The organism is Sphaerotilus natans, assembly GCF_900156335.1.
GTDB classification, from domain to species: Bacteria; Pseudomonadota; Gammaproteobacteria; order Burkholderiales; family Burkholderiaceae_C; genus Sphaerotilus; species Sphaerotilus natans.
Genome location: NZ_FTMZ01000018.1, coordinates 67696 through 86359, shown reverse-complemented (window position 1 = coordinate 86359; position 18664 = coordinate 67696). Strand labels below are relative to the sequence as shown.

The window sequence follows — 18664 nt, the reverse complement described above, 5'->3', positions numbered from 1 at the left end:
GCAAAAGTCGCCGCTCGGCGACAATCGACGTTTTTCGAGCGCGCAGCGGTCTGGTCGCCGCTGCCGCTCAGTGCCCGCAGGCCCCCAAGAGTCCGAGTCGTTCGGGCCGCCTCGCAGGAACATTCCAAGGAGCAGTCATGCCCAAGATGAAGACCAAGAGCAGCGCGAAGAAGCGTTTTCGCGTGCGTCCGGGTGGTACCGTGAAGCGCGGCCAAGCCTTCAAGCGCCACATCCTGACCAAGAAGTCGACCAAGACGAAGCGCCAGCTGCGCGGCGCCGCCAATGTGCATGAGACCAACATGGGTCACATGGCACAGATGCTGCCGTTCGCCGGTCTGTAATTCACCACACTGAAGGAGTCACACAATGCCTCGCGTCAAACGTGGTGTTACCGCCCGCGCCCGTCACAAGAAGGTCCTCGCCCTCGCCAAGGGTTTCCGCGGTCGTCGCAAGAACGTCTATCGCATCGCCAAGCAGGCGGTGATGAAGGCGGGCCAGTACGCCTACCGTGACCGCCGTGCCAAGAAGCGCGAATTCCGTCGCCTGTGGATCGCGCGTATCAACGCCGGTTCGCGCGCGCTGGGCCTGACGTACAGCAAGTTCGTCGCCGGCCTGAAGAAGGCCAAGATCGACCTGGACCGCAAGGTTCTGGCCGACCTCGCCGTCAACGATCCTGCCGCCTTCGGCAGCATCGTCGAGAAGGTGAAGGCCCAGCTCGCTTGAGTCTGACGGCACCGGAAGCGGTTCGCGCCGTTTCCGTGTCCCTCGAAAAAGGCCGACACTGCGTTCGGCCTTTTTTCTTGGCTGTCGCCGCCCGCAGGTGCGCGCGACGGCAGCATGCACAACCCGTCCCCCGATGAACGATCTCGACCAACTCGTGCAGGCCGCGCAGGCCGACTTCGCGGCGGCCACCACGCCCGCCCAGCTCGAAGACGCCAAGGCGCGCTACACCGGCAAGACCGGTCAGGTGACCGAGCTGCTCAAGGGCATGGCAAAACTGTCGCCCGAAGAGAAGAAGACCCGCGGCGCCGCGATCAACGAGACCAAGCAGCGCATCGAAGCCGCGCTGACCGCCCGGCGCCAGGCGCTGGCCGAGGCCGAGCTGCAGGCGCAACTCAAGGCCGAGGCGCTTGACGTCACGCTGCCCGGTCGCGGCCGCTCCGTCGGGGGCCTGCATCCGGTGTCGCGCACGATGGAGCGCATCGAGCAGATCTTCGGCTCGATGGGCTTCGATGTGGCCGACGGCCCCGAGATCGAGACCGACTGGTACAGCTTCACCGCGCTGAACAACCCGGAGAACCATCCGGCGCGTTCGATGCAGGACACCTTCTACGTCGACATGAAGGACGAGGCGGGGCGCCCCTTGTGCCTGCGCCCGCACACCTCGCCGATGCAGGTGCGCTATGCGCGCCAGCATGCCGCCACCCATGCCGGCCAGGATCCGCTGCCCGAGATCCGCGTCATCGCGCCGGGCCGCACCTACCGCGTCGACAGCGACGCGACCCACTCGCCGATGTTCCACCAGTGCGAAGGCCTGTGGATCGGCGAGAACGTCTCGTTCAAGGACCTGAAGGCGGTCTTCACCGACTTCTTCCGCACCTTCTTCGAGACGGACGACCTGCAGCTGCGCTTCCGCCCCAGCTTCTTCCCCTTCACCGAGCCGTCGGCCGAGGTCGACATCGCCTTCTCGTCGGGGCCGCTGAAGGGCCGCTGGCTGGAGGTGGCCGGCTCCGGCCAGGTGCACCCGAACGTGGTGCGCAACTTCGGGCTCGATCCGGAGCGCCACATCGGCTTCGCCTTCGGCATGGGCCCGGACCGGCTGACGATGCTGCGCTACGGCGTGGCCGACCTGCGCCTGTTCTTCGAGGGCGATCTGCGCTTCCTCGGCCAGTTCCGCTGATTGCCCGGCAGTCCACCACGTCCCGGATTCCAAGGACCAGAAGATGCAATTCCCCGAATCGTGGTTGCGCGAGTACTGCAACCCTGAGCTGACGACGCAAGAGCTTGCCGACCTGCTGACGATGTCCGGCATGGAAGTCGAGGAGCTCCAGCCGGTCGCGCCGCCCTTCACCGGCATCGTCGTCGCCGAGATCCTGACCGCCGACCAGCACCCCAACGCCGACAAGCTGCGCGTGTGCACCGTCGGGGCCGGCCCGTTCAGCAAGGACGGCCCGCTGCAGATCGTCTGCGGCGCGCCCAATGCCCGCGCCGGCATCAAGATCCCGCTGGCCACCGTCGGCGCGGTGCTGCCGCCCGGCGAGGACGGCAAGCCCTTCAAGATCGGCAAGGGCAAGCTGCGCGGCGTCGAGAGCTTCGGCATGCTGTGCTCGGCGCGCGAGCTGAAGATCGCCGACGACCACGGCGGCCTGCTCGAGCTGCCGGCCGATGCGCCGGTGGGCACCGACATCCGCGAGTACCTGAACCTCGACGACACGCTGTTCACGCTCAAGCTCACGCCGAATCTCGGCCACGGGCTGAGTGTCTACGGCATCGCGCGCGAGGTCTCGGCCCTGACGGGTGCGCCGCTGAAGGCCCTGGCGGCCGCGCCGGTGCTGCCGACGCTGGACGACACGGTGGCGGTGCGCGTCGAGGCGAGCGACCTGTGCGGGCGCTTCTCCGGCCGCATCGTGCGCGGCATCGACACCACCGCCAAGACCCCGCAGTGGATGGTCGACCGGCTGGCGCGCTGCGGCCAGCGCCCGGTCAGCGCGCTGGTCGACATCTCGAACTACGTGATGTTCGAGACCGGCCAGCCCAGCCACATCTTCGATCTCGACAAGATCCACGGCGGCCTGGTGGTGCGCTGGGGCCGCGAAGGTGAAAGCCTCAAGCTGCTCAACGGCAACACCATCACGGTGGACGGCCAGGTCGGCGTGATCGCCGACGAGGCCGAGGGCGGCGCGCAGACCGTCGAGTCGCTGGCCGGCATCATGGGCGGCGACGCCACCGCGGTGGGCGACGACACGAGGAACGTCTACGTCGAGGCCGCCTTCTGGTGGCCGGACGCGGTCGCTGGCCGGGGCCGTCGCTTCAACTTCAGCACCGACGCCGGCCACCGCTACGAGCGCGGCGTCGATCCGGCGCAGACGGTGGCGCGCATCGAGCGCATCACGCAGCTGATCCTGGAGATCTGCGGCGGCGAGGCCACCGCCTGCGGCCCGGTCACCGACGTGCAGCCGAACCTGCCGGCGCGCGCGCCGGTGGCCCTGCGGGTGGCGCGTGCGGCCAAGGTGATCGGCATGCCGGTCACGCAGGCGCAGTGCGCCGAGGTCTTCCGCCGCCTGGGCCTGGACTTCGTCGAGGCCGAGGGCGTGCTGACCGTCACCCCGCCGAGCTGGCGTTTCGACCTCGAGATCGAGGAAGACCTGATCGAGGAGGTGATCCGCGTCATCGGCTTCGACAAGCTGCCGCTGAGCGCGCCGCTGGCGCCCGTCAGCGCCCGGGTGCGCCCGGAGGCGCAGCGCGGCAGCCATGCGCTGCGCCGTGCGGCGGCCGCGCTCGACTACCAGGAGACGATCAACTTCTCCTTCGTCGAGGCGCGCTGGGAGGCCGAGCTGGCCGGCAACGCCGAGCCGATCCGCCTGCTCAACCCGATCGCCGCGCCGCTGTCGGTGATGCGCTCGAGCCTGATCGGCTCGCTGGTGCAGGTGCTGCGCCACAACCTGTCGCGCCGGGCGACGCGCGTGCGGGTGTTCGAGCTGGGCCGGGTGTTCCGTCGCGACGCCTCGGTGCAGACCAGCGAGCAGACGGTGGTCGGCATCGACCAGCCGCTGAAGCTCGCCGGTCTGGCCTGGGGCCCGGTCGAGCCGCTGCAGTGGGGCGCCAAGGAGCGCACGGTCGACTTCTTCGACGTCAAGGCCGATGTCGAGGCGCTGCTGGCGCCGCGCGTGGCGACCTTCGTCGCGGCCGAGCATCCGGCGATGCACCCGGGCCGCTGCGCCCGCGTCGAGCTCGACGGCCAGGTCATCGGCTTTGTCGGCGAGCTGCATCCGCGCTGGAAGCAGGGCTACGAGCTGCCGGCCGGGCAGGGCGCGCCGGTGCTGTTCGAGCTGGACGTGCCTGCGCTGCTGCAGCGCCCGGTGCCGGCCTACCAGCCGGTGGCACGCCAGCAGGCGGTCAACCGCGACATCGCGCTGATCGTCGGCGAGGCGGCCGGCCATGACGCGGTGATCGGCAGCCTGCTGGCGGCCGACACCGGCGGGCTGCTGCGCTCGGCGCGGCTGTTCGATGTCTACCGGCCGGCGCCGGGTGCCGCCGGCTTCCAGCCCGGCGAGCGCAGCCTGGCGATCCGCCTGGAGCTGCTCGACGACGAGGCCCCGCTGACCGACGAGCGCAGCGATGCGGCGGTGCGTGCCGCGATCGAGGCCGCCCGTCAGGCGGTGGGCGCGCGCCTGCGTGGCGAGTGAGACCGATGATGCTGTGAGCCGCCAGGAGACCGAATGCCCATCGACGACCACGATCCCGTGCCCGCCCGCGTCGTCTCGATCGAGACCCCGACGCTGACCAAGGCCGAGCTGGCCGAACTGCTCTTCGAGCGGCTCGGCCTGAACAAGCGCGAGTCCAAGGACATGGTCGAGGCCTTCTTCGAGTTCATGCACGCCTCGCTCGCGCGTGGCGAGGAGGTCAAGCTCTCCGGCTTCGGCAACTTCCAGGTGCGGCGCAAGGCGCCGCGCCCGGGCCGCAACCCGCGCACCGGCGAGTCGATCCCGATCGAGGCGCGCAAGGTCGTCACCTTTCACGCCAGCCACAAGCTCAAGGACGCGGTGCAGGGCGATGCCCCCGGCGATGGGGACTCGGAGTAAAGTCTCAGGACTGTCTCCGAACCCGTTGATCCGGAATGGAAAACAACCTGCCCGCCATCCCGCCGAAGCGCTATTTCACGATCGGCGAAGTCAGCGAGCTGTGCGGCGTCAAGCCGCATGTGCTGCGCTACTGGGAGCAGGAGTTCGCGCAGCTGCGCCCGGTCAAGCGGCGCGGCAACCGGCGCTACTACCAGCACCACGAGGTGCTGCTGGTGCGCCGCATCCGCGAGCTGCTCTACGAGCAGGGCTTCACCATCAGCGGCGCGCGCAACCGGCTGGCCGAGCTGGGCCCCGGCGCGATCCGCGCCCTCGAGGACGAGCAGGATCTGGACGAGGCCCTGGCCCCGGTCGATCCGCCGGCCGCCGACCTGGCGCCTCTGCCGGTCCTGCCCGAGCCCTCGACCGGCCCGCTGACCCCGCAGGAATTGCGCGCCGAGCTGCTGGCGATCCGGGCCTTGCTGGGCTGATCAAAAAAATCGCTCGAAATGCTGGACTCCATCGCGCAATTCATCCTATAATTTCTTTCTCAGCAGTCGGGGCGTAGCGCAGCCTGGTAGCGCACTTGCATGGGGTGCAAGGGGTCGCGAGTTCGAATCCCGCCGCCCCGACCAATGAAATCAACGGGTTAGACCTCACAAGGGTCTAACCCGTTGGCCTTTGTGGGGCCGCTCAGTCTGTACCAGTCCGTTTCCGGATATGGAAAATCGCCCTCATTCCTCCTAGCATGGGTCTTTCTTGCCCCATTGGCCCGAGGAGAGACTCCATGAGCGACAACGAAGACCCGACCCTCTACAAAGTGGTGGTCAATCAGGAAGAGATGTATTCGATCTGGCCGGCTGACCGCCTGAATGCGCCGGGCTGGCGCGACGAGGGCAAGCAGGGTCTGAAGGCCGAGTGCCTCGACTACATCAAGGAAGTGTGGACCGACATGCGCCCGCTGAGCCTGCGCAAGGCGATGCAGGCGACCAGCAGCCAAGGCTGAGGCCGCCCGCTGTCGGCCTGGGGGCGGGCTGCTGCACCGCCCCAAGAAAAAGGGTCCGCTCCCGCGAAGGGGGCGGGCCCTTTCGGCTTTCTGTCAGCCCGCTGCCGCCACCGCCTGCTTCACCAGCGCCTCGGCCAGCTGCGCCTGCTTGACCCGCCCCGCCGCAATCCGCGCCTTGAGCTGATCGCACAGGGCGAGGAGTTCGGAGACTTTGGCGACGATGCGGCGCTGCATATCCAGTGTGGGGGTATAAACCTCAATCCTACGAATTACATTCAAATGCAGATGTTTGACGCCCACGCCCTTGACGTGCGTATCATCTAGTCGTAAACACGCTTCCTGCACTGCGAGCTGCAAATAATCAGCAAGAACTTTGCCATGATCAGTTTTTAGAAGTGCCAGACTCTCAAAAATACTGAAGGGCTCATCGTCTTTTACTATGACCGCTGTTCCGATAGATCCACTCTTTGAAAGTAGGATGTCACCTATTTCTGGGCGACAGCGTTTGGTCAGCTCAATATGCTCAGCTTCACTGATATATCGGCATTCCTGCATATCAAGAATGCCGGTTCGGACATTTTTGGCGGACAAAAATTTTACGCCGGATGAAACATAATTTGGTGTTTTGTGTGTGCCGTCGGTGATTTTTGTTGTGAGATCGGACAAGGATAAAACTTTTGCTACGTGATCTGCGCCTTGGGTCAGGTATCCCCGCATAGCGAGAGACATGATGGTTTGGCGTAATGCTGCAATACTACTCTCAGTGGAGAAAATCGAAGAAAACTCCCCCGCCAACCGCTCCCACCCCGCCTGAAACTCCTGCGCATCGCGCGCCTGCGTGAGGCTGTCGAGCAGCGCCTGCACCAGCCGGGCGTGCGCGGCCTCGGCGTCCTGCTGCCGCGCTTCCAGCCGGTCGCACAGGGCCATCAGTTCATCGACCTTGGCGACGATGCGGTGTTGTTCTGCTAACGAAGGGAGCGGCACCTCCAAATTATTGAGGGTGCCCACATTTAATACTTTTTGAGCGGTGCCGCTGCAACTAATTTCGATGAATTCCTCATTGATCAACGAGGTAAGTACATAGACAAGGTATTGAGCATCGACTTCAGGACTCAGGGCAATGAGCCCGACGGACCGTGAAAGATTTGCGCCAGCCAAGTCTGCGGTGGCGATAGCGCACCTACCTATGCTGCCAACCAAGGTCACCAGCACTTCGCCGCCGCGAAGTCGAGTTCTCTTATATTCTTCATCCAAGGCAGTAGAGATGCGACTTCTGAAGTTGGGTACTACCTTATTGAAAAAGACGTTTTCTGTCTTCACCAATCTGACGCCATCCGAAACATCTAGACCAGGTTTCAGTACGCCATAAGTAATCGGCCGCGATGGGTCAACGAGCGTGCGTAACGCGCGCTTCGGACTATCAAAAGCTCCCACTCCTTCGGCCCAAAGCAGGCGACCACCCACTGCCAGATCCAGAATCAACCCGCGCAGCTTCTTGATCCCGTCAGGCGCATCGGCCAGCAGCGGCAGGCATGGCGTGATCAGCGCGCTCATTCGCCCCGCTCCAACGCAGCCGCCAGCGCCGCCTTCAATTGCGCCTGCAGGTCCGCGATCTCGGCCTGAATCTGGCGGTAATCGGCCAGCAGCACCTCGGGGTCGTGGGTTTCCTGCTCGCCGACGTGCGGGTTCTTGCAGTCGAGGTTCCAGTTGCGGGCGCGGATCTCGTCGATGCCGACTTTCCAGGCCTGCGGCGTCTCCTGGCGGTCGCCCCACCAGGCCTCCTCGGTGGCGAATTCCTCGACGCGCATCGGCCGCGTCTTGGAATAGTTCTTCACCCCTGCCGGATACGGGTGCTCGTAGAACCAGACCTCCGTCGTGGGCTCGCCCTTGGTGAAGAACAGCAGGTTGGTCTTGATGCCGGTGTAGGGGTTGAACACGCCATTGGGCAGCCGCACCACGGTGTGCAGATTGCACTCGGTCAGCAACTTCTCCTTGATGCGGCTCTTGATGCCCTCGCCGAACAGGAAGCCGTCGGGCAGCACCACCGCCGCGCGGCCGCCGGTTTTCAGCAGATGCATGATCAGCACCATGAACAGATCGGCCGTCTCGCGGGTGCGGAAGGTGGCGGGGAAGTTGCCCTCGATGCCGTCTTCCTCCATGCCGCCGAACGGCGGATTGGCGACGATGCAGTCCACCCGCTCGCCCGGCCCCCAGCTGATCAGCGGCCGCGCCAGCGTGTTGTCGTGGCGGATCTGGCTCGGCACCTCGATGCCGTGCAGGATCATGTTCGTCGTGGCCAGCAGGTGCGGCAGCGGCTTCTTCTCCACGCCAAAGACGCTGGCCTGCAGCACCGCCTCGTCCTCGGGCGTCTTCACGTAGCGCGCGCGCTTGTGCTCGATGGCGCAGGTGAGGAAGCCGCCCGTGCCGCAGGCCGGGTCCATCACCTTCTCGTGCAGCTTCGGGTCCACCCGGCGCACCATGAACTCGGTCACCGGCCGCGGCGTGTAGAACTCGCCCGCGTTGCCCGCGTTCTGCAGATCGCGCAGCAGCTGCTCGTACATGTCGCCGAAGGCGTGGCGCTCCTGGGCCTTGTTGAAGTCCACCGCCTCCTCGATCTTGTTGAGCACCTGGCGCAGCAGCTGCCCGGACTTCATGTAGTTGTAGGCGTCCTCGAACACGCCGCGGATCACCCGCGCCACCGGCCGCAGCTCGGCGTCGCCCTCGCCCAGATGCTGCAGCGTCGGGAACAGCTCGTTGTCGACGAAGCTCATCAGCGCCTCGCCCGTCAGGCCCTCGGCGTCGGCGGCCCAGTTGCGCCAGCGGTAGGCCTGGGGCAGCGGCGAGCGGTAGTCGTCGTCGAACAGCTCCCATTCCGTCTCGCGGTCATCGAAGACCTTCAGGAACAGCATCCAGACAAGCTGCCCGATGCGCTGCGCATCGCCGTCGACGCCGACGTCCTTGCGCATGATGTCCTGGATGGATTTGATGGAACTGGTGATGGACATGGGAAAGATCAGAAACCGTGGCGGGCGCGGTGGGCGCGGAGGTAGGTCTTGTGCCGTTCATGCACGGCACGCAGCCGGGCATCGGGCTGCAGCCCCAGCAGGGCGAGTTCGGAAGCCGACAGGCCGGGCTGGCGAAGCAGCGCGCCGTCGTCCGCAAAGCTGATCAGCCCACGATCGAACAGCCGATCGATCGAGGCAGCCAGGAGCAGGCCGTTGTACGGATCCAGCCGCACGGCGGGATCGGCGTTGTCCTTCCAGGCCACGGCATGAGAAGCCACCAGGACGGCCTCGATGGCGCATCCCGTGACGGCGCAGCGGTGCTCCCACAGGCGCAGCATGTTCTGGCGAAACTGCCCCTGTCCGATGCGGGCCTCGATCAATGCCTGGCGGGTCGTCGCCGCAAGGTCATGCGCACCGGGCTCCGTGTCGAGTTCTTGCGCGGCAGCCGCCAGGAGTACCGCCTCTGGCGAAGATGCCGCGCCGGCTGCGGGACATACCGTGGGACAGGCCACCGGCTCGGTCACGGCCGCGACGAAGGCATCGACCGCCCGTTCGTCGGGCAAGGACAGCGCGCGACCCGGTGTCCCGTCGTAGATCGTGCTGCTGCCCTTGTAGGGCTGACTCTCGAAGGTCAGCACGGCCCGTGCTTCTGCACTGCGCAGGACCTGGGCCGCGTCGTCCGGGTGAATGACGAGGGGGGCGGCCGACATCGGCCGCGCGGTGTCGCTGGCCAACTTGATGGACACCCAATGGCGCATCCTGGGGTGATGCAGGCGCCATGATTTCGTCGAACGATCAGCGCTGGTGACATCGATGAATCCGCGGGCGAGCAGCGCCGCTCGGAGCGTGTGGTTATCGAGAGACTTCGTCATGCGTACAGCTGGACCTCCAGGTCCTGGATGGCTTGTGTGTATTGCTTCTTGCCGCCGAAGGCACCCACCAGCTCGAGCGGCGCACCGATCTGGCTGAACGGCGGCATCTGCAGGATTTTCAGGTCCTCGATCGGCTCGACGCCGGTGTCGGCGTACTTGTCGAGCAGCGCTTCGAGCACCTGCCGCGCCGTGCCCTGGTAGCGGGCGAAGTAGTCGCGCTTTCTCACGCTGTCGGCGCGCTCGCGCCGGGTCAGCGGCGGGCGGTCGAAGGCGACGTGGCAGACCAGATCGAAGGGATCGAGCGCCGTGCCGCCGCCCTTGGCCGCCACGTCCTCCTGCAGCGCCTCCCAGATCACGCCCTGCGCGGCCAGCTCGTCGATGACCGCCTTCTTCTGCTCGGCGTCGTTCCAGCGGCGCAGGAAGTCGTCCAGCGAGGCGAACTGCTTCTTGACGCACGAGCGGGTGTAGTCGCGCAGGCTCTCGGTGACGAGCCGGCCGTCGCTGCCGTAGTACTGCACCCGCTCGGCCACGATCTGCACGCTGACCTGATCGGCGCCGACGCGGTACTTGACGCGGCGGCCTTCGCCCGCGCCCGCGCCCGTGCCGTCCCCATCGCCGCCATCCGGAAACCCGCCATCGGGCGACGGTGAGGGCGCCGCCGGGCCGCTGCCGTCCGGCATGCCGGCGGGCGGCTCGTCCGGCGGCGTGACCGGATCGCCGGGGCCGGGCTCGAAGACCGCCACCGGATCGCCGTCGAAGGCCGGATCGGCGAACAGCTCGGTCGCCTTCTTGAAGTCCATGATCGTGAACCAGAACTTGCCGTGGTCCTCGTTGATGCGCGTGCCCCGGCCGATGATCTGCTTGAACTCGGTCATCGACTGGATGTGCTGGTCCAGCACGATCAGCTTGCAGGTCTGCGCGTCCACCCCGGTGGTCATCAGCTTGCTGGTGGTGGCGATGACCGGATACGGCTGCTCGGGGTCGATGAAGTTGTCCAGCTCGGCCTTGCCCTCGACATCGTCGCCGGTGATGCGCATGACGTACTTGCGGTTGGCGCGCACCCGCTCGGGGTTGAGGTTCACCAGCGCCTGGCGCATGCGCTCGGCGTGGTCGATGTCGCTGCAGAACACGATGGTCTTCTGCATCGGGTCGGTGGCCTGCAGGAACTCGGTGATCTTCCTGGCGACCAGATCGGTGCGCGCGTCCAGCACCAGGGCGCGGTCCATGTCCTTCAGGTTGTAGATGCGGTCCTCGATCACCTGGCCGCTGCGGTCGAGCATGCCTTTGGGCGGGCGCCAGCCCTGCAGGTCGCGGTCGAGGTCGATGCGCACCACCTTGTAGGGCGCGAGGAAGCCGTCGTCGATGCCCTGCTTCAGGCTGTAGCTGTAGACCGGCTCGCCGAAGTAGCCCAGGCTGGAGACATCGCGCGTCTCCTTCGGCGTGGCGGTCAGGCCGATGTGGGTGGCGCCGGCGAAGTGGTCGAGGATGTCGCGCCAGGCCGAGTCCTCGGCCGCGCTGCCGCGGTGGCATTCGTCGATCACCACCAGATCGAAGAAGTCGGGCGAGAACTGCCGGTAGATGTTGCTCGCCTCGTCGGTGCCGGTGACCGCCTGGTAGAGCGAGAGGTAGATCTCGTAGCTCTTGTCGATCCTGCGGCCGGTGATCTTGGTCATCGCCGCGCCGAAGGGCTTGAAGTCGTTGGTGCGGGTCTGGTCGACCAGGATGTTGCGGTCGGCCAGGAACAGGATGCGTTTCTTCTGCCCGCTCTTCCACAGCCGCCAGATGATCTGGAAGGCGGTGTAGGTCTTGCCAGTGCCGGTGGCCATGACCAGCAGGATGCGGTCCTGCCCGCGCACCACCGCCTCGACGGTGCGGTTGATGGCGTTGAGCTGGTAGTAGCGCGGTGCGCGGCCGCTGCCGTCGTCGTGATAGGGCGCCACGGCACGGGCCTGCTGGGCGTCGTCCAGGCCACGCCACAGGCACCAGCGCCGCCAGAGCTCCTGCGGCGTCGGGAAGGCGTCCAGGCCCAGCTCGGTCTCCACCGGCTCGCCCGGGCCGCCGGTGCCGCTGCGGTCATGGAACAGGATGCCCCGGCCATTGGTCGAGAAGACAAAGGGCACCTGCAGCGACTCGGCATAGTCCAGCGCCTGCTGCATGCCGGCGCCGACCGCCAGCGTGGCCTTCTTGACCTCGATGACCGCGATCGGCTGGTTCGGCTGCTGGTACAGCACGATGTCGGCACGCCGCCCGTTGCCACGGGTGTGCAGCCGGCCGCGCACGATGATGCGGCCCTTGGTGAAGCTCACCTGCTCGCGCACCTGGCGCCGCAGATCCCAGCCGGCCCGCAGCAAGGCCGGAATGACGAACTGGGTGCTGATGTCCTGCTCGGACAGCGTGCTCAGATCCATGTCCATGCGCTCGATTCCCCCTGAATGTCTTTCTGATGGTGCATTCGGGTGCAGATTGTCTGCTCTCGCGCCGCCGGACGACATCACCGCGTCACTGCAGCGCCTCCGGTGCCGTGATCTGGGTCGCGTCTTGCGACGTGGCCTGCGATGCGGCCGGCGTCACGGGCGCGGGCCGGTGGCGCGCCGTCCACGCCTGCACCATCGCCGGGGTGATGTCCCCCGGATGGCACAGCGGCGAGCTGCCGCCTGGACGGCTGTAGGCGCTGCGGCCGCCGCAGGCCGCGCCGTTGCGCATGGTGTCGTACGGGCAGGGGCAGCGTCCGGGATAGTCCGCCCGGGACTCGGCGATCATCGCCTGCTTGATGCGTTCCACCGACGGGGTGGCGTGACCGGTGTCCTTGGCCAGCACCAGCGCCGGCAGCAGCAGGCCCAGACTGGCCAGAGCTCGGATCATTCTCATGGAAACTCCCTCGTGATTGATGAAGACAATCGAAAACCGACGATTGTCCGATCAGCGAGGGGCCGAGTACCTTCCCGTACCCAGGGGGTGGACAGCCCGGGGCGGGGCGGTCTGCGCCGTGCTCAGATCACCGGGGCCCTTGGCAGCGCCGCATCCAGCGCCATCAGCCGCGGGCGCAGCTGCATCCAGCTGGTGCGGGTAGGGCTGTAGACCAGATGCATCGCCAGGCCGGGCTGGGAGAGCAGGGTGCGCACGCCCAGCGCCTCGGTGCCGCCCATGACCAGCACCTCGTCGGCCTGGCCCGGGATCTGCAGCTGGCGCCGGGTGCTGTTGCCGGCGGCCAGCAGCAGCGAGCCGCGCCGCGCCAGATCCGGCCCGCGTGCGACCGAGCCGGCATGCGCGATCACCCGGCTGGTGGCGATGTCGAACACGCAGGCCGCCTGCACGCCGCTGAGCGCATGCAGCTCCAGCACGAAGCGCTCCATCGGCGTGGCCTGGGCGGCCAGGGCCGGGCGATCGGCGCCGGTCGGCGGCATCGGCTGCGGCGCGCTGCTGGCGCTGGCGGGCGGGAAGGGCGACAGCAGCACGCCGGTGCCGTCCGGGCGGCGTGCGTGCTCGATCTGGTTCCAGCGCTCGCCCAGCAGGGTCCAGGCCTCGGCCGGCCGGCTGACCGGCGTCGACAGCCGGCAGTCCAGCCCGCTGCCCAGCCCCAGGCCGGCGATCAGGCCGGTCATCGCCGCATGGCTGCCGGCCGCCAGCGGCATCAGCTGCAGATGCCGGCACTGCCACTGCGGATGAAAGAGCAGCTCGCGCAGCGGCTGCAGTGCATCGCCCAGCGCATGCGGCGGCAGGTCGCCCACCAGCACCACCGCCAGCGTCGCACGCGACAGCAGCACCCGCGTCAGCGCGGCGCGGGTCGGGCTGTCGGCGTCGATGTCGGTGCTGTAGAGCCGCACCCGCCGGCCCTGGCTGCCGGGACAGTCGACATGGTCGATGCCCGCCAGCGTGGTGCCGTAGCTTTGCCGGCGCACATGCAGCCGCTCGACCGGCTGGCCGGCGGCCGCCGCCACCGCGTGCAGCATGCGCCGCGCGCCCCGGCTGGCGATGTCGTGCAGCACGATGTAGCTCGGGCGCAGGAACTCGAGCTGCTGCTGCAGCGCCTCGGCGGGCTCGCAGGACACGAACAGCTCGCGGGTGTGGTTGCCCACCGCCCGGCCGATGTCGGCCGGCTCGTCGAGATAGTCGCGCACGCTGCGCTGGATCTGGGTCTGATGGAGGTCGTCGTCATCGCGCACGTCCACAGGCGGGCGCGACGATGGATGACCTGAGCTCGAAAACATGGCCGGTGTCTCCTGGAGGGAACGCTGTGGCGGCACGCGGCCGGGACAAGCGGAGGAGCCGGCGTGGAACGATCGCGTCTCATCCTATCATCCGGGCCTTGATTTCATATCGTGCGCCAGCATGCCTTCCAATTCTTTCACTTCCGAACCTGATGCGCTGCCTGTCGTGATCGTCGGAGCCGGCCTGGCTGGCTTGACGGTGGCCCTGCATCTGGCCGCCACGCATCGCGTGATCGTGCTGGCCAAGCGCCAGCTCGGCGAGGCGGCCACCGCCTGGGCCCAGGGCGGCATCGTCGGCGTGCTGGGGCGCGACGACAGCATCGACAGCCATGTGCGCGACACCCAGGACGCCGGCGCGGGCCTGGTCGACGAGCACACCGCGCGCTTCATCGCCGAGCGCAGCGCCGAGGCCGTCGCGTGGCTGGTCGAGCGCGGCGTGCCGTTCTCGCCCGATCCGGACGGCCCGCTGGGCCTGCACCTGACGCGCGAGGGCGGCCACGCGGTGCGCCGCATCGCGCATGCGGCCGATGCCACCGGCTTCGCGATCCACCAGGCGCTGCTGGCCGAGGTGGCGCGCCACCCCAACATCGAGCTGCGCGAGCGCTGGATGGCGATCGACGTCATCACCCCGCGCCACCTGCACAGCGACGCCGCGCCCCGCTGCCACGGCGTCTACGTGCTCGACATCGACAGCCAGCGCGTCGAGACCATCGCCACCCGCGCGGTGGTGCTGGCCAGCGGCGGCGTCGGCAAGGTCTACCGCTACACCAGCAATCCCGACACCGCCACCGGCGACGGCATCGCGATGGCCTGGCGCGCGGGCTGCCGGGCCGCGAACATGGAGTTCATCCAGTTCCACCCGACCTGCCTCTACCACCCGCAGGACCGCAGCTTCCTGATCACCGAGGCGCTGCGCGGCGAAGGCGCGCACCTGAAGCTGCCCGACGGCACCCGCTTCATGCCGGCGCACGATGCCCGCGGCGAGCTGGCCCCGCGCGACATCGTCGCCCGTGCGATCGACTTCGAGATGAAGAAGCACGGCCTGGACCATGTGTGGCTGGACGCGACCCATCTGGGCGAGGAGTTCCTGAAGGAGCATTTCCCGACCATTCACGCGCGCTGCCTGGCCCTGGGCATCGACATCGCGCGCCAGCCGATTCCGGTGGTGCCGGCGGCGCACTACACCTGCGGCGGCGTCGTCACCGACCTGCACGGCCGCACCGACCTGCCGGGCCTCTACGCGGTCGGCGAGACCACCTACACCGGCCTGCACGGCGCCAACCGGCTGGCGAGCAACTCGCTGCTGGAGTGCGTGGTGCTGGGCAAGACCTGCGCCGAGACCATCGTCGCCTCGCCGCGCGCCGAGCAGCCGCAGCTGCCGGCCTGGGACGAGAGCCAGGTGCACAACGCCGACGAGCAGGTGGTCATCGCCCACAACTGGGACGAGCTGCGCCTGCTGATGTGGAACTACGTCGGCATCGTGCGCACCACCAAGCGCCTGGAGCGCGCGCTGCACCGCATCCAGCTGCTGCGCGACGAGATCGACGACTACTACGCCAACTTCCGCGTCGACCGCGACCTGCTGGAGCTGCGCAACCTGGTCGACTGCGCCGAGCTGATCGTGCGCTCGGCGCTGATGCGCCAGGAAAGCCGCGGCCTGCACTACAGCCGAGACTTTCCCGATCCGCTGCCGGTGAGCTTCCCCACCGTGCTGGTGCGCCCGGCGCGCAGCCGGCGCGGCGCCGGCCTGGCGGGGCTGGGCATGGGGCTGATGTCGCCCTCGGTGCCGCGCCCGCCCTCGGCGACCGGCTTGTGCGGATGATCGACTGAAATCAGGCGTTCAACGGGTATTAATGTTTAGTTCAACAAGCGGCTAGAATCTTAATTCTTTCTTTCAGCCGCTGGGCCCTGCCACGTCCGTGCAGGGCCGGAACGATCTTCATGTCCAGCTCACGCCCGCAAACGCACACCCGACCGCTGACGGTCCTGACCTCGCTGTTCTTCATGTGGGGTCTGATCACCTCGCTGAACGACATCCTCATCCCGCACCTGAAGGCGATGTTCTCGCTGAGCTATGTGCAGGCGATGCTGATCCAGTTCTGCTTCTTCGCCGCGTATTTCATCGTCTCGGTGCCGGCGGGCCGGCTGCTGCAGCGCCTGGGCTACCAGCGCGGCATCGTCGCCGGGCTGTGCATTGCCGCGGTGGGCTGCCTGATGTTCGGCCCGGCCGAGAGCCTGCGCTCGTATCCGCTGTTCCTGGGTGCGCTGTTCGTGCTGGCCGCGGGCATCACGCTGCTGCAGGTGGCGGCCAATCCCTATGTGACGCTGCTGGGCCGTCCGGAGACGGCCTCGAGCCGGCTGAACCTGACGCAGGCCTTCAACTCGCTGGGCGCGACGCTGGGGCCCTTGCTGGGCGCGGTGCTGATCCTGGGCGCGGCCGATCAGGCGGCCTCGGCGGCCCAGGGCGGTGACAGCGTGCAGGGTCCGTATCAGGCCCTGGCCGCGGCGCTGTTCGTGCTGGCGCTGGTGATGGCGATGTTCCGCCTGCCGGACGCCCGCGAGATCGAGCGCGCCGCCGAGCAGGCCAGCCACAGCGATGTGCCGGCCGCCGAGCGGGGCCGCCTGACGGCGCACCGCCATCTGGTGCTGGGCGCGGTGGCGATCTTTGCCTATGTGGGCGCGGAGGTCAGCATCGGCAGCTTCCTGATCAACCTGATGGCCGATCCGGCGATCGCGGGTCTGGACCATGTCCAGGCGGGCAAGTACCTGGCGCTGTACTGGGGCGCGGCGATGGTGGGCCGCTTTGCCGGCAGCGCGATCATGCGTCACGTCCGCGCCAGCCGCGTGCTGGCGCTGGTGGCGGCGGCCAATGTGGTGCTGATCGGCGCGGCGATCGCGCTGGGCGGCCCGGCGGCGATGTGGCTGCTGCTGGCCACCGGCCTGATGAATGCGGTGATGTTCCCGACCATCTTCTCGCTGGCGCTGGAAGGTCTGGGCGCGCTGACCAGCCGGGGCTCGGGCCTGCTGTGCATGGCCATCGTCGGTGGCGCGATCGTGCCGCTGCTGCAGGCGCTGGTGGCCGATCATGTCGGCCTGCTGGTGTCCTTCGCGGTGCCGCTGGTCTGCTATGTCTACATCGCGCACTACGGCGCGGCCGGTCACCGTCCGGTGGCGGTCGATGTCGATGCCGCCGAGCCGCCGGCCGGCGCCGCGCTGGGCGCTGCGGCCTGAACGACCAGACCGCGGCCGCGGATCAGCGGCGGGCGCGCATCGCGATGCGCGCCTGCACGAACTCGAACGCGTAGGTCACCGCCTCGCCGATCGTCTGCTCGATCGCGAGGCGTTCCTTCTCCGTCAGGTAGAAGTTCAGGTCCACCGTGTGGCGGATGTAGCGCGAGCCCAGCCGGTTGAGCGCGACGCAGGCCACGTCGGGCAGCGCGTCGGCCTCGAGGTAGGGGTAGTTCGGCGCCAGTCGGCTGACCGCGTCGAAGACCGGGCGCTCGTAGTGGTTGTGGACCGAGGTGAAGTCGATGTTCGTCGTCATGGCCAGGTCGGAGGTCGGGTCGTGAAGTCGGATGCGGGATCCGTCTTCATCGGCCCGGCCCGGACCTGACTTGAACCGCCTCGGCCCGCGCCGCCCGCTCAGGCCGCGCCGATGTTCGGCACGAAGCCCTGGGCCGGCTTGGCGATGGCCGCCGGATGGGCCTTGACGAAGTCGAGCATGCGGTCGATGCAGCCCAGGGCCTGCGAGCGCACCGGCTCGTCGACCTGGATCTCGCCGCTGCCCTGCTCCAGGCAGTCGATCACGCCCTGCAGCGCGTTCATCGCCATCCACGGGCAGTGCGCGCAGCTCTTGCAGGTGGCGCTGTTGCCGGCGGTCGGTGCCTCGATCAGCACCTTGTCCGGCGCGGCCTGGCGCATGCGGTGGAACATGCCGTTGTCGGTGGCGACGATGAACTCGGGCGCGTCCATCTCGATGACGGCCTTGAGCAGCTGCGCGGTCGAGCCGACCACGTCGGCCTGCTCGACGACGCTCTGCGGCGACTCGGGGTGCACCAGCACCTTGGCCTGCGGATGCGCCTGGCGCAGCAGCTCCAGCTCGGTGCCCTTGAACTCGTTGTGCACGATGCAGTCGCCGCTCCACATCAGCATGTCGGCGCCGGTCTGGCGCTGCACATAGCTGCCGAGGTGGCGGTCCGGCGCCCAGAGGATCTTCTTGCCCTGCGCATGCAGGTGGCCGACGATGGACAGCGCGCAGGAGCTGGTGACCATCCAGTCGGCGCGAGCCTTCACCGCGGCGCTGGTGTTGGCGTAGACCACCACGGTGCGGTCCGGATGCGCGTCGCAGAAGGCGGCGAACTGGTCGGCCGGGCAGCCCAGGTCGAGCGAGCAGGTCGCGTCCAGGTCGGGCATCAGCACCCGCTTCTCGGGGCTGAGGATCTTGGCGCTCTCGCCCATGAAGCGCACGCCGGCCACGATCAGGGTCTGCGCGGCATGGTCGCGGCCGAAGCGTGCCATCTCGAGCGAGTCGGAGACGCAGCCGCCGGTCTCGACCGCCAGGTCCTGCAGGTCGCCGTCGACGTAGTAGTGCGCGACCAGCACCGCGCCGCGCTCCTTCAGCAGCGTGCGGGCACGCTCCTTCAGGGTCGCGCGCTCGTCGCGGGTCAGCGGCTTGGGGGCCTTGGCCCAGGCCAGCGCGGTGCAGCTCTGGCCGCTGGCGTCCTGGCGGGTGTAGTCGAATGGGAGTCCGGTCATGGTCGGTCTGGGTCGTCGTTCTGGAGCGCGATCCTAGCCG

At 67.9% G+C, this 18664-nt stretch carries 17 protein-coding genes and 1 tRNA gene; 10 read left to right on the top strand and 8 right to left on the bottom strand.

Translation table 11 applies throughout. The features are described from left to right. Positions 1–137: 137 nt before the first annotated feature. From rpmI to BW996_RS15390, 8 genes are all read left to right on the top strand, one after another. A complete protein-coding gene (gene rpmI, locus BW996_RS15425; RefSeq protein ID WP_037483023.1) occupies positions 138–341 on the top strand; it encodes a 50S ribosomal protein L35 in 204 nt (67 codons plus the stop codon). A 25-nt stretch (positions 342–366) separates the two neighbouring features. Continuing rightward, positions 367–723 (top strand): 50S ribosomal protein L20, encoded by a 357-nt coding sequence (gene rplT / locus BW996_RS15420; protein WP_037483020.1) that lies wholly within the window; start codon positions 367–369, stop codon positions 721–723. A 133-nt stretch (positions 724–856) separates the two neighbouring features. Continuing rightward, positions 857–1900, top strand: a complete 1044-nt coding sequence (gene pheS / locus BW996_RS15415; RefSeq protein ID WP_037483018.1) for a phenylalanine--tRNA ligase subunit alpha — start codon at positions 857–859, stop codon at positions 1898–1900. 43 nt (positions 1901–1943) lie between these two features. Further along, a complete protein-coding gene (pheT, locus tag BW996_RS15410) occupies positions 1944–4406 on the top strand; it encodes a phenylalanine--tRNA ligase subunit beta (protein ID WP_037483015.1) in 2463 nt (820 codons plus the stop codon). Between the two features lie 33 nt (positions 4407–4439). After that, positions 4440–4802, top strand: a complete 363-nt coding sequence (locus BW996_RS15405) for an integration host factor subunit alpha (protein ID WP_051632031.1) — start codon at positions 4440–4442, stop codon at positions 4800–4802. Positions 4803–4837: 35 nt separating this feature from the next. Further along, positions 4838–5269 carry a MerR family transcriptional regulator gene (locus tag BW996_RS15400; RefSeq protein ID WP_037483012.1) on the top strand — a complete coding sequence of 144 codons (432 nt, stop codon included), beginning with the start codon at positions 4838–4840 and terminating at the stop codon, positions 5267–5269. A 67-nt stretch (positions 5270–5336) separates the two neighbouring features. Continuing rightward, positions 5337–5413 (top strand) — tRNA-Pro (locus BW996_RS15395). 152 nt (positions 5414–5565) lie between these two features. Continuing rightward, complete coding sequence (locus BW996_RS15390) at positions 5566–5784, top strand: MbtH family protein (RefSeq protein ID WP_037483010.1); 219 nt, start codon at positions 5566–5568, stop codon at positions 5782–5784. A gap of 93 nt (positions 5785–5877) precedes the next feature. Here the strand turns inward: BW996_RS15390 and BW996_RS15385 are convergent, their stop codons facing one another. The 6 genes from BW996_RS15385 to BW996_RS15360 form a co-directional block, all read right to left on the bottom strand. After that, positions 5878–7338, bottom strand: a complete 1461-nt coding sequence (locus BW996_RS15385; RefSeq protein ID WP_081838170.1) for a restriction endonuclease subunit S — start codon at positions 7336–7338, stop codon at positions 5878–5880. Further along, positions 7335–8789: a type I restriction-modification system subunit M gene (locus tag BW996_RS15380; protein ID WP_037483009.1), complete on the bottom strand. Its 1455-nt coding sequence runs from the start codon at positions 8787–8789 to the stop codon at positions 7335–7337. Before BW996_RS15380 ends, BW996_RS15385 begins: the two co-directional genes overlap by 4 nt. 8 nt (positions 8790–8797) lie before the next feature. Further along, a complete protein-coding gene (locus BW996_RS15375; RefSeq protein WP_081838169.1) occupies positions 8798–9661 on the bottom strand; it encodes an HNH endonuclease in 864 nt (287 codons plus the stop codon). Continuing rightward, positions 9658–12069: an EcoAI/FtnUII family type I restriction enzme subunit R gene (gene hsdR, locus BW996_RS15370; protein ID WP_037483046.1), complete on the bottom strand. Its 2412-nt coding sequence runs from the start codon at positions 12067–12069 to the stop codon at positions 9658–9660. The genes BW996_RS15375 and hsdR overlap by 4 nt, the downstream gene beginning before the upstream one ends. A 91-nt stretch (positions 12070–12160) precedes the next feature. Next, on the bottom strand, positions 12161–12529 hold the full coding sequence (locus tag BW996_RS15365) for a hypothetical protein (protein WP_206539518.1): 369 nt from the start codon (positions 12527–12529) through the stop codon (positions 12161–12163). Positions 12530–12651: 122 nt separating this feature from the next. Beyond that, positions 12652–13869: a hypothetical protein gene (locus BW996_RS15360; RefSeq protein WP_139330907.1), complete on the bottom strand. Its 1218-nt coding sequence runs from the start codon at positions 13867–13869 to the stop codon at positions 12652–12654. A gap of 121 nt (positions 13870–13990) precedes the next feature. Between BW996_RS15360 and nadB the strand changes: the two genes are divergently transcribed. Together nadB and BW996_RS15350 are read left to right on the top strand one after the other, a co-directional pair. Further along, positions 13991–15691 carry an L-aspartate oxidase gene (gene nadB / locus BW996_RS15355; protein WP_081838168.1) on the top strand — a complete coding sequence of 567 codons (1701 nt, stop codon included), beginning with the start codon at positions 13991–13993 and terminating at the stop codon, positions 15689–15691. Positions 15692–15810: 119 nt separating this feature from the next. Continuing rightward, positions 15811–17100 (top strand): sugar MFS transporter, encoded by a 1290-nt coding sequence (locus BW996_RS15350; RefSeq protein WP_037483005.1) that lies wholly within the window; start codon positions 15811–15813, stop codon positions 17098–17100. Between the two features lie 22 nt (positions 17101–17122). Here BW996_RS15350 and BW996_RS15345 read toward each other — a convergent pair whose 3' ends face one another. Continuing rightward, on the bottom strand, positions 17123–17413 hold the full coding sequence (locus BW996_RS15345) for a late competence development ComFB family protein (protein ID WP_037483003.1): 291 nt from the start codon (positions 17411–17413) through the stop codon (positions 17123–17125). 98 nt (positions 17414–17511) lie between these two features. Further along, the gene (nadA, locus tag BW996_RS15340; RefSeq protein WP_037483001.1) at positions 17512–18624 is read right to left on the bottom strand and encodes a quinolinate synthase NadA; all 1113 of its coding nucleotides are present in this window, start codon (positions 18622–18624) and stop codon (positions 17512–17514) included. Positions 18625–18664: the final 40 nt, after the last annotated feature.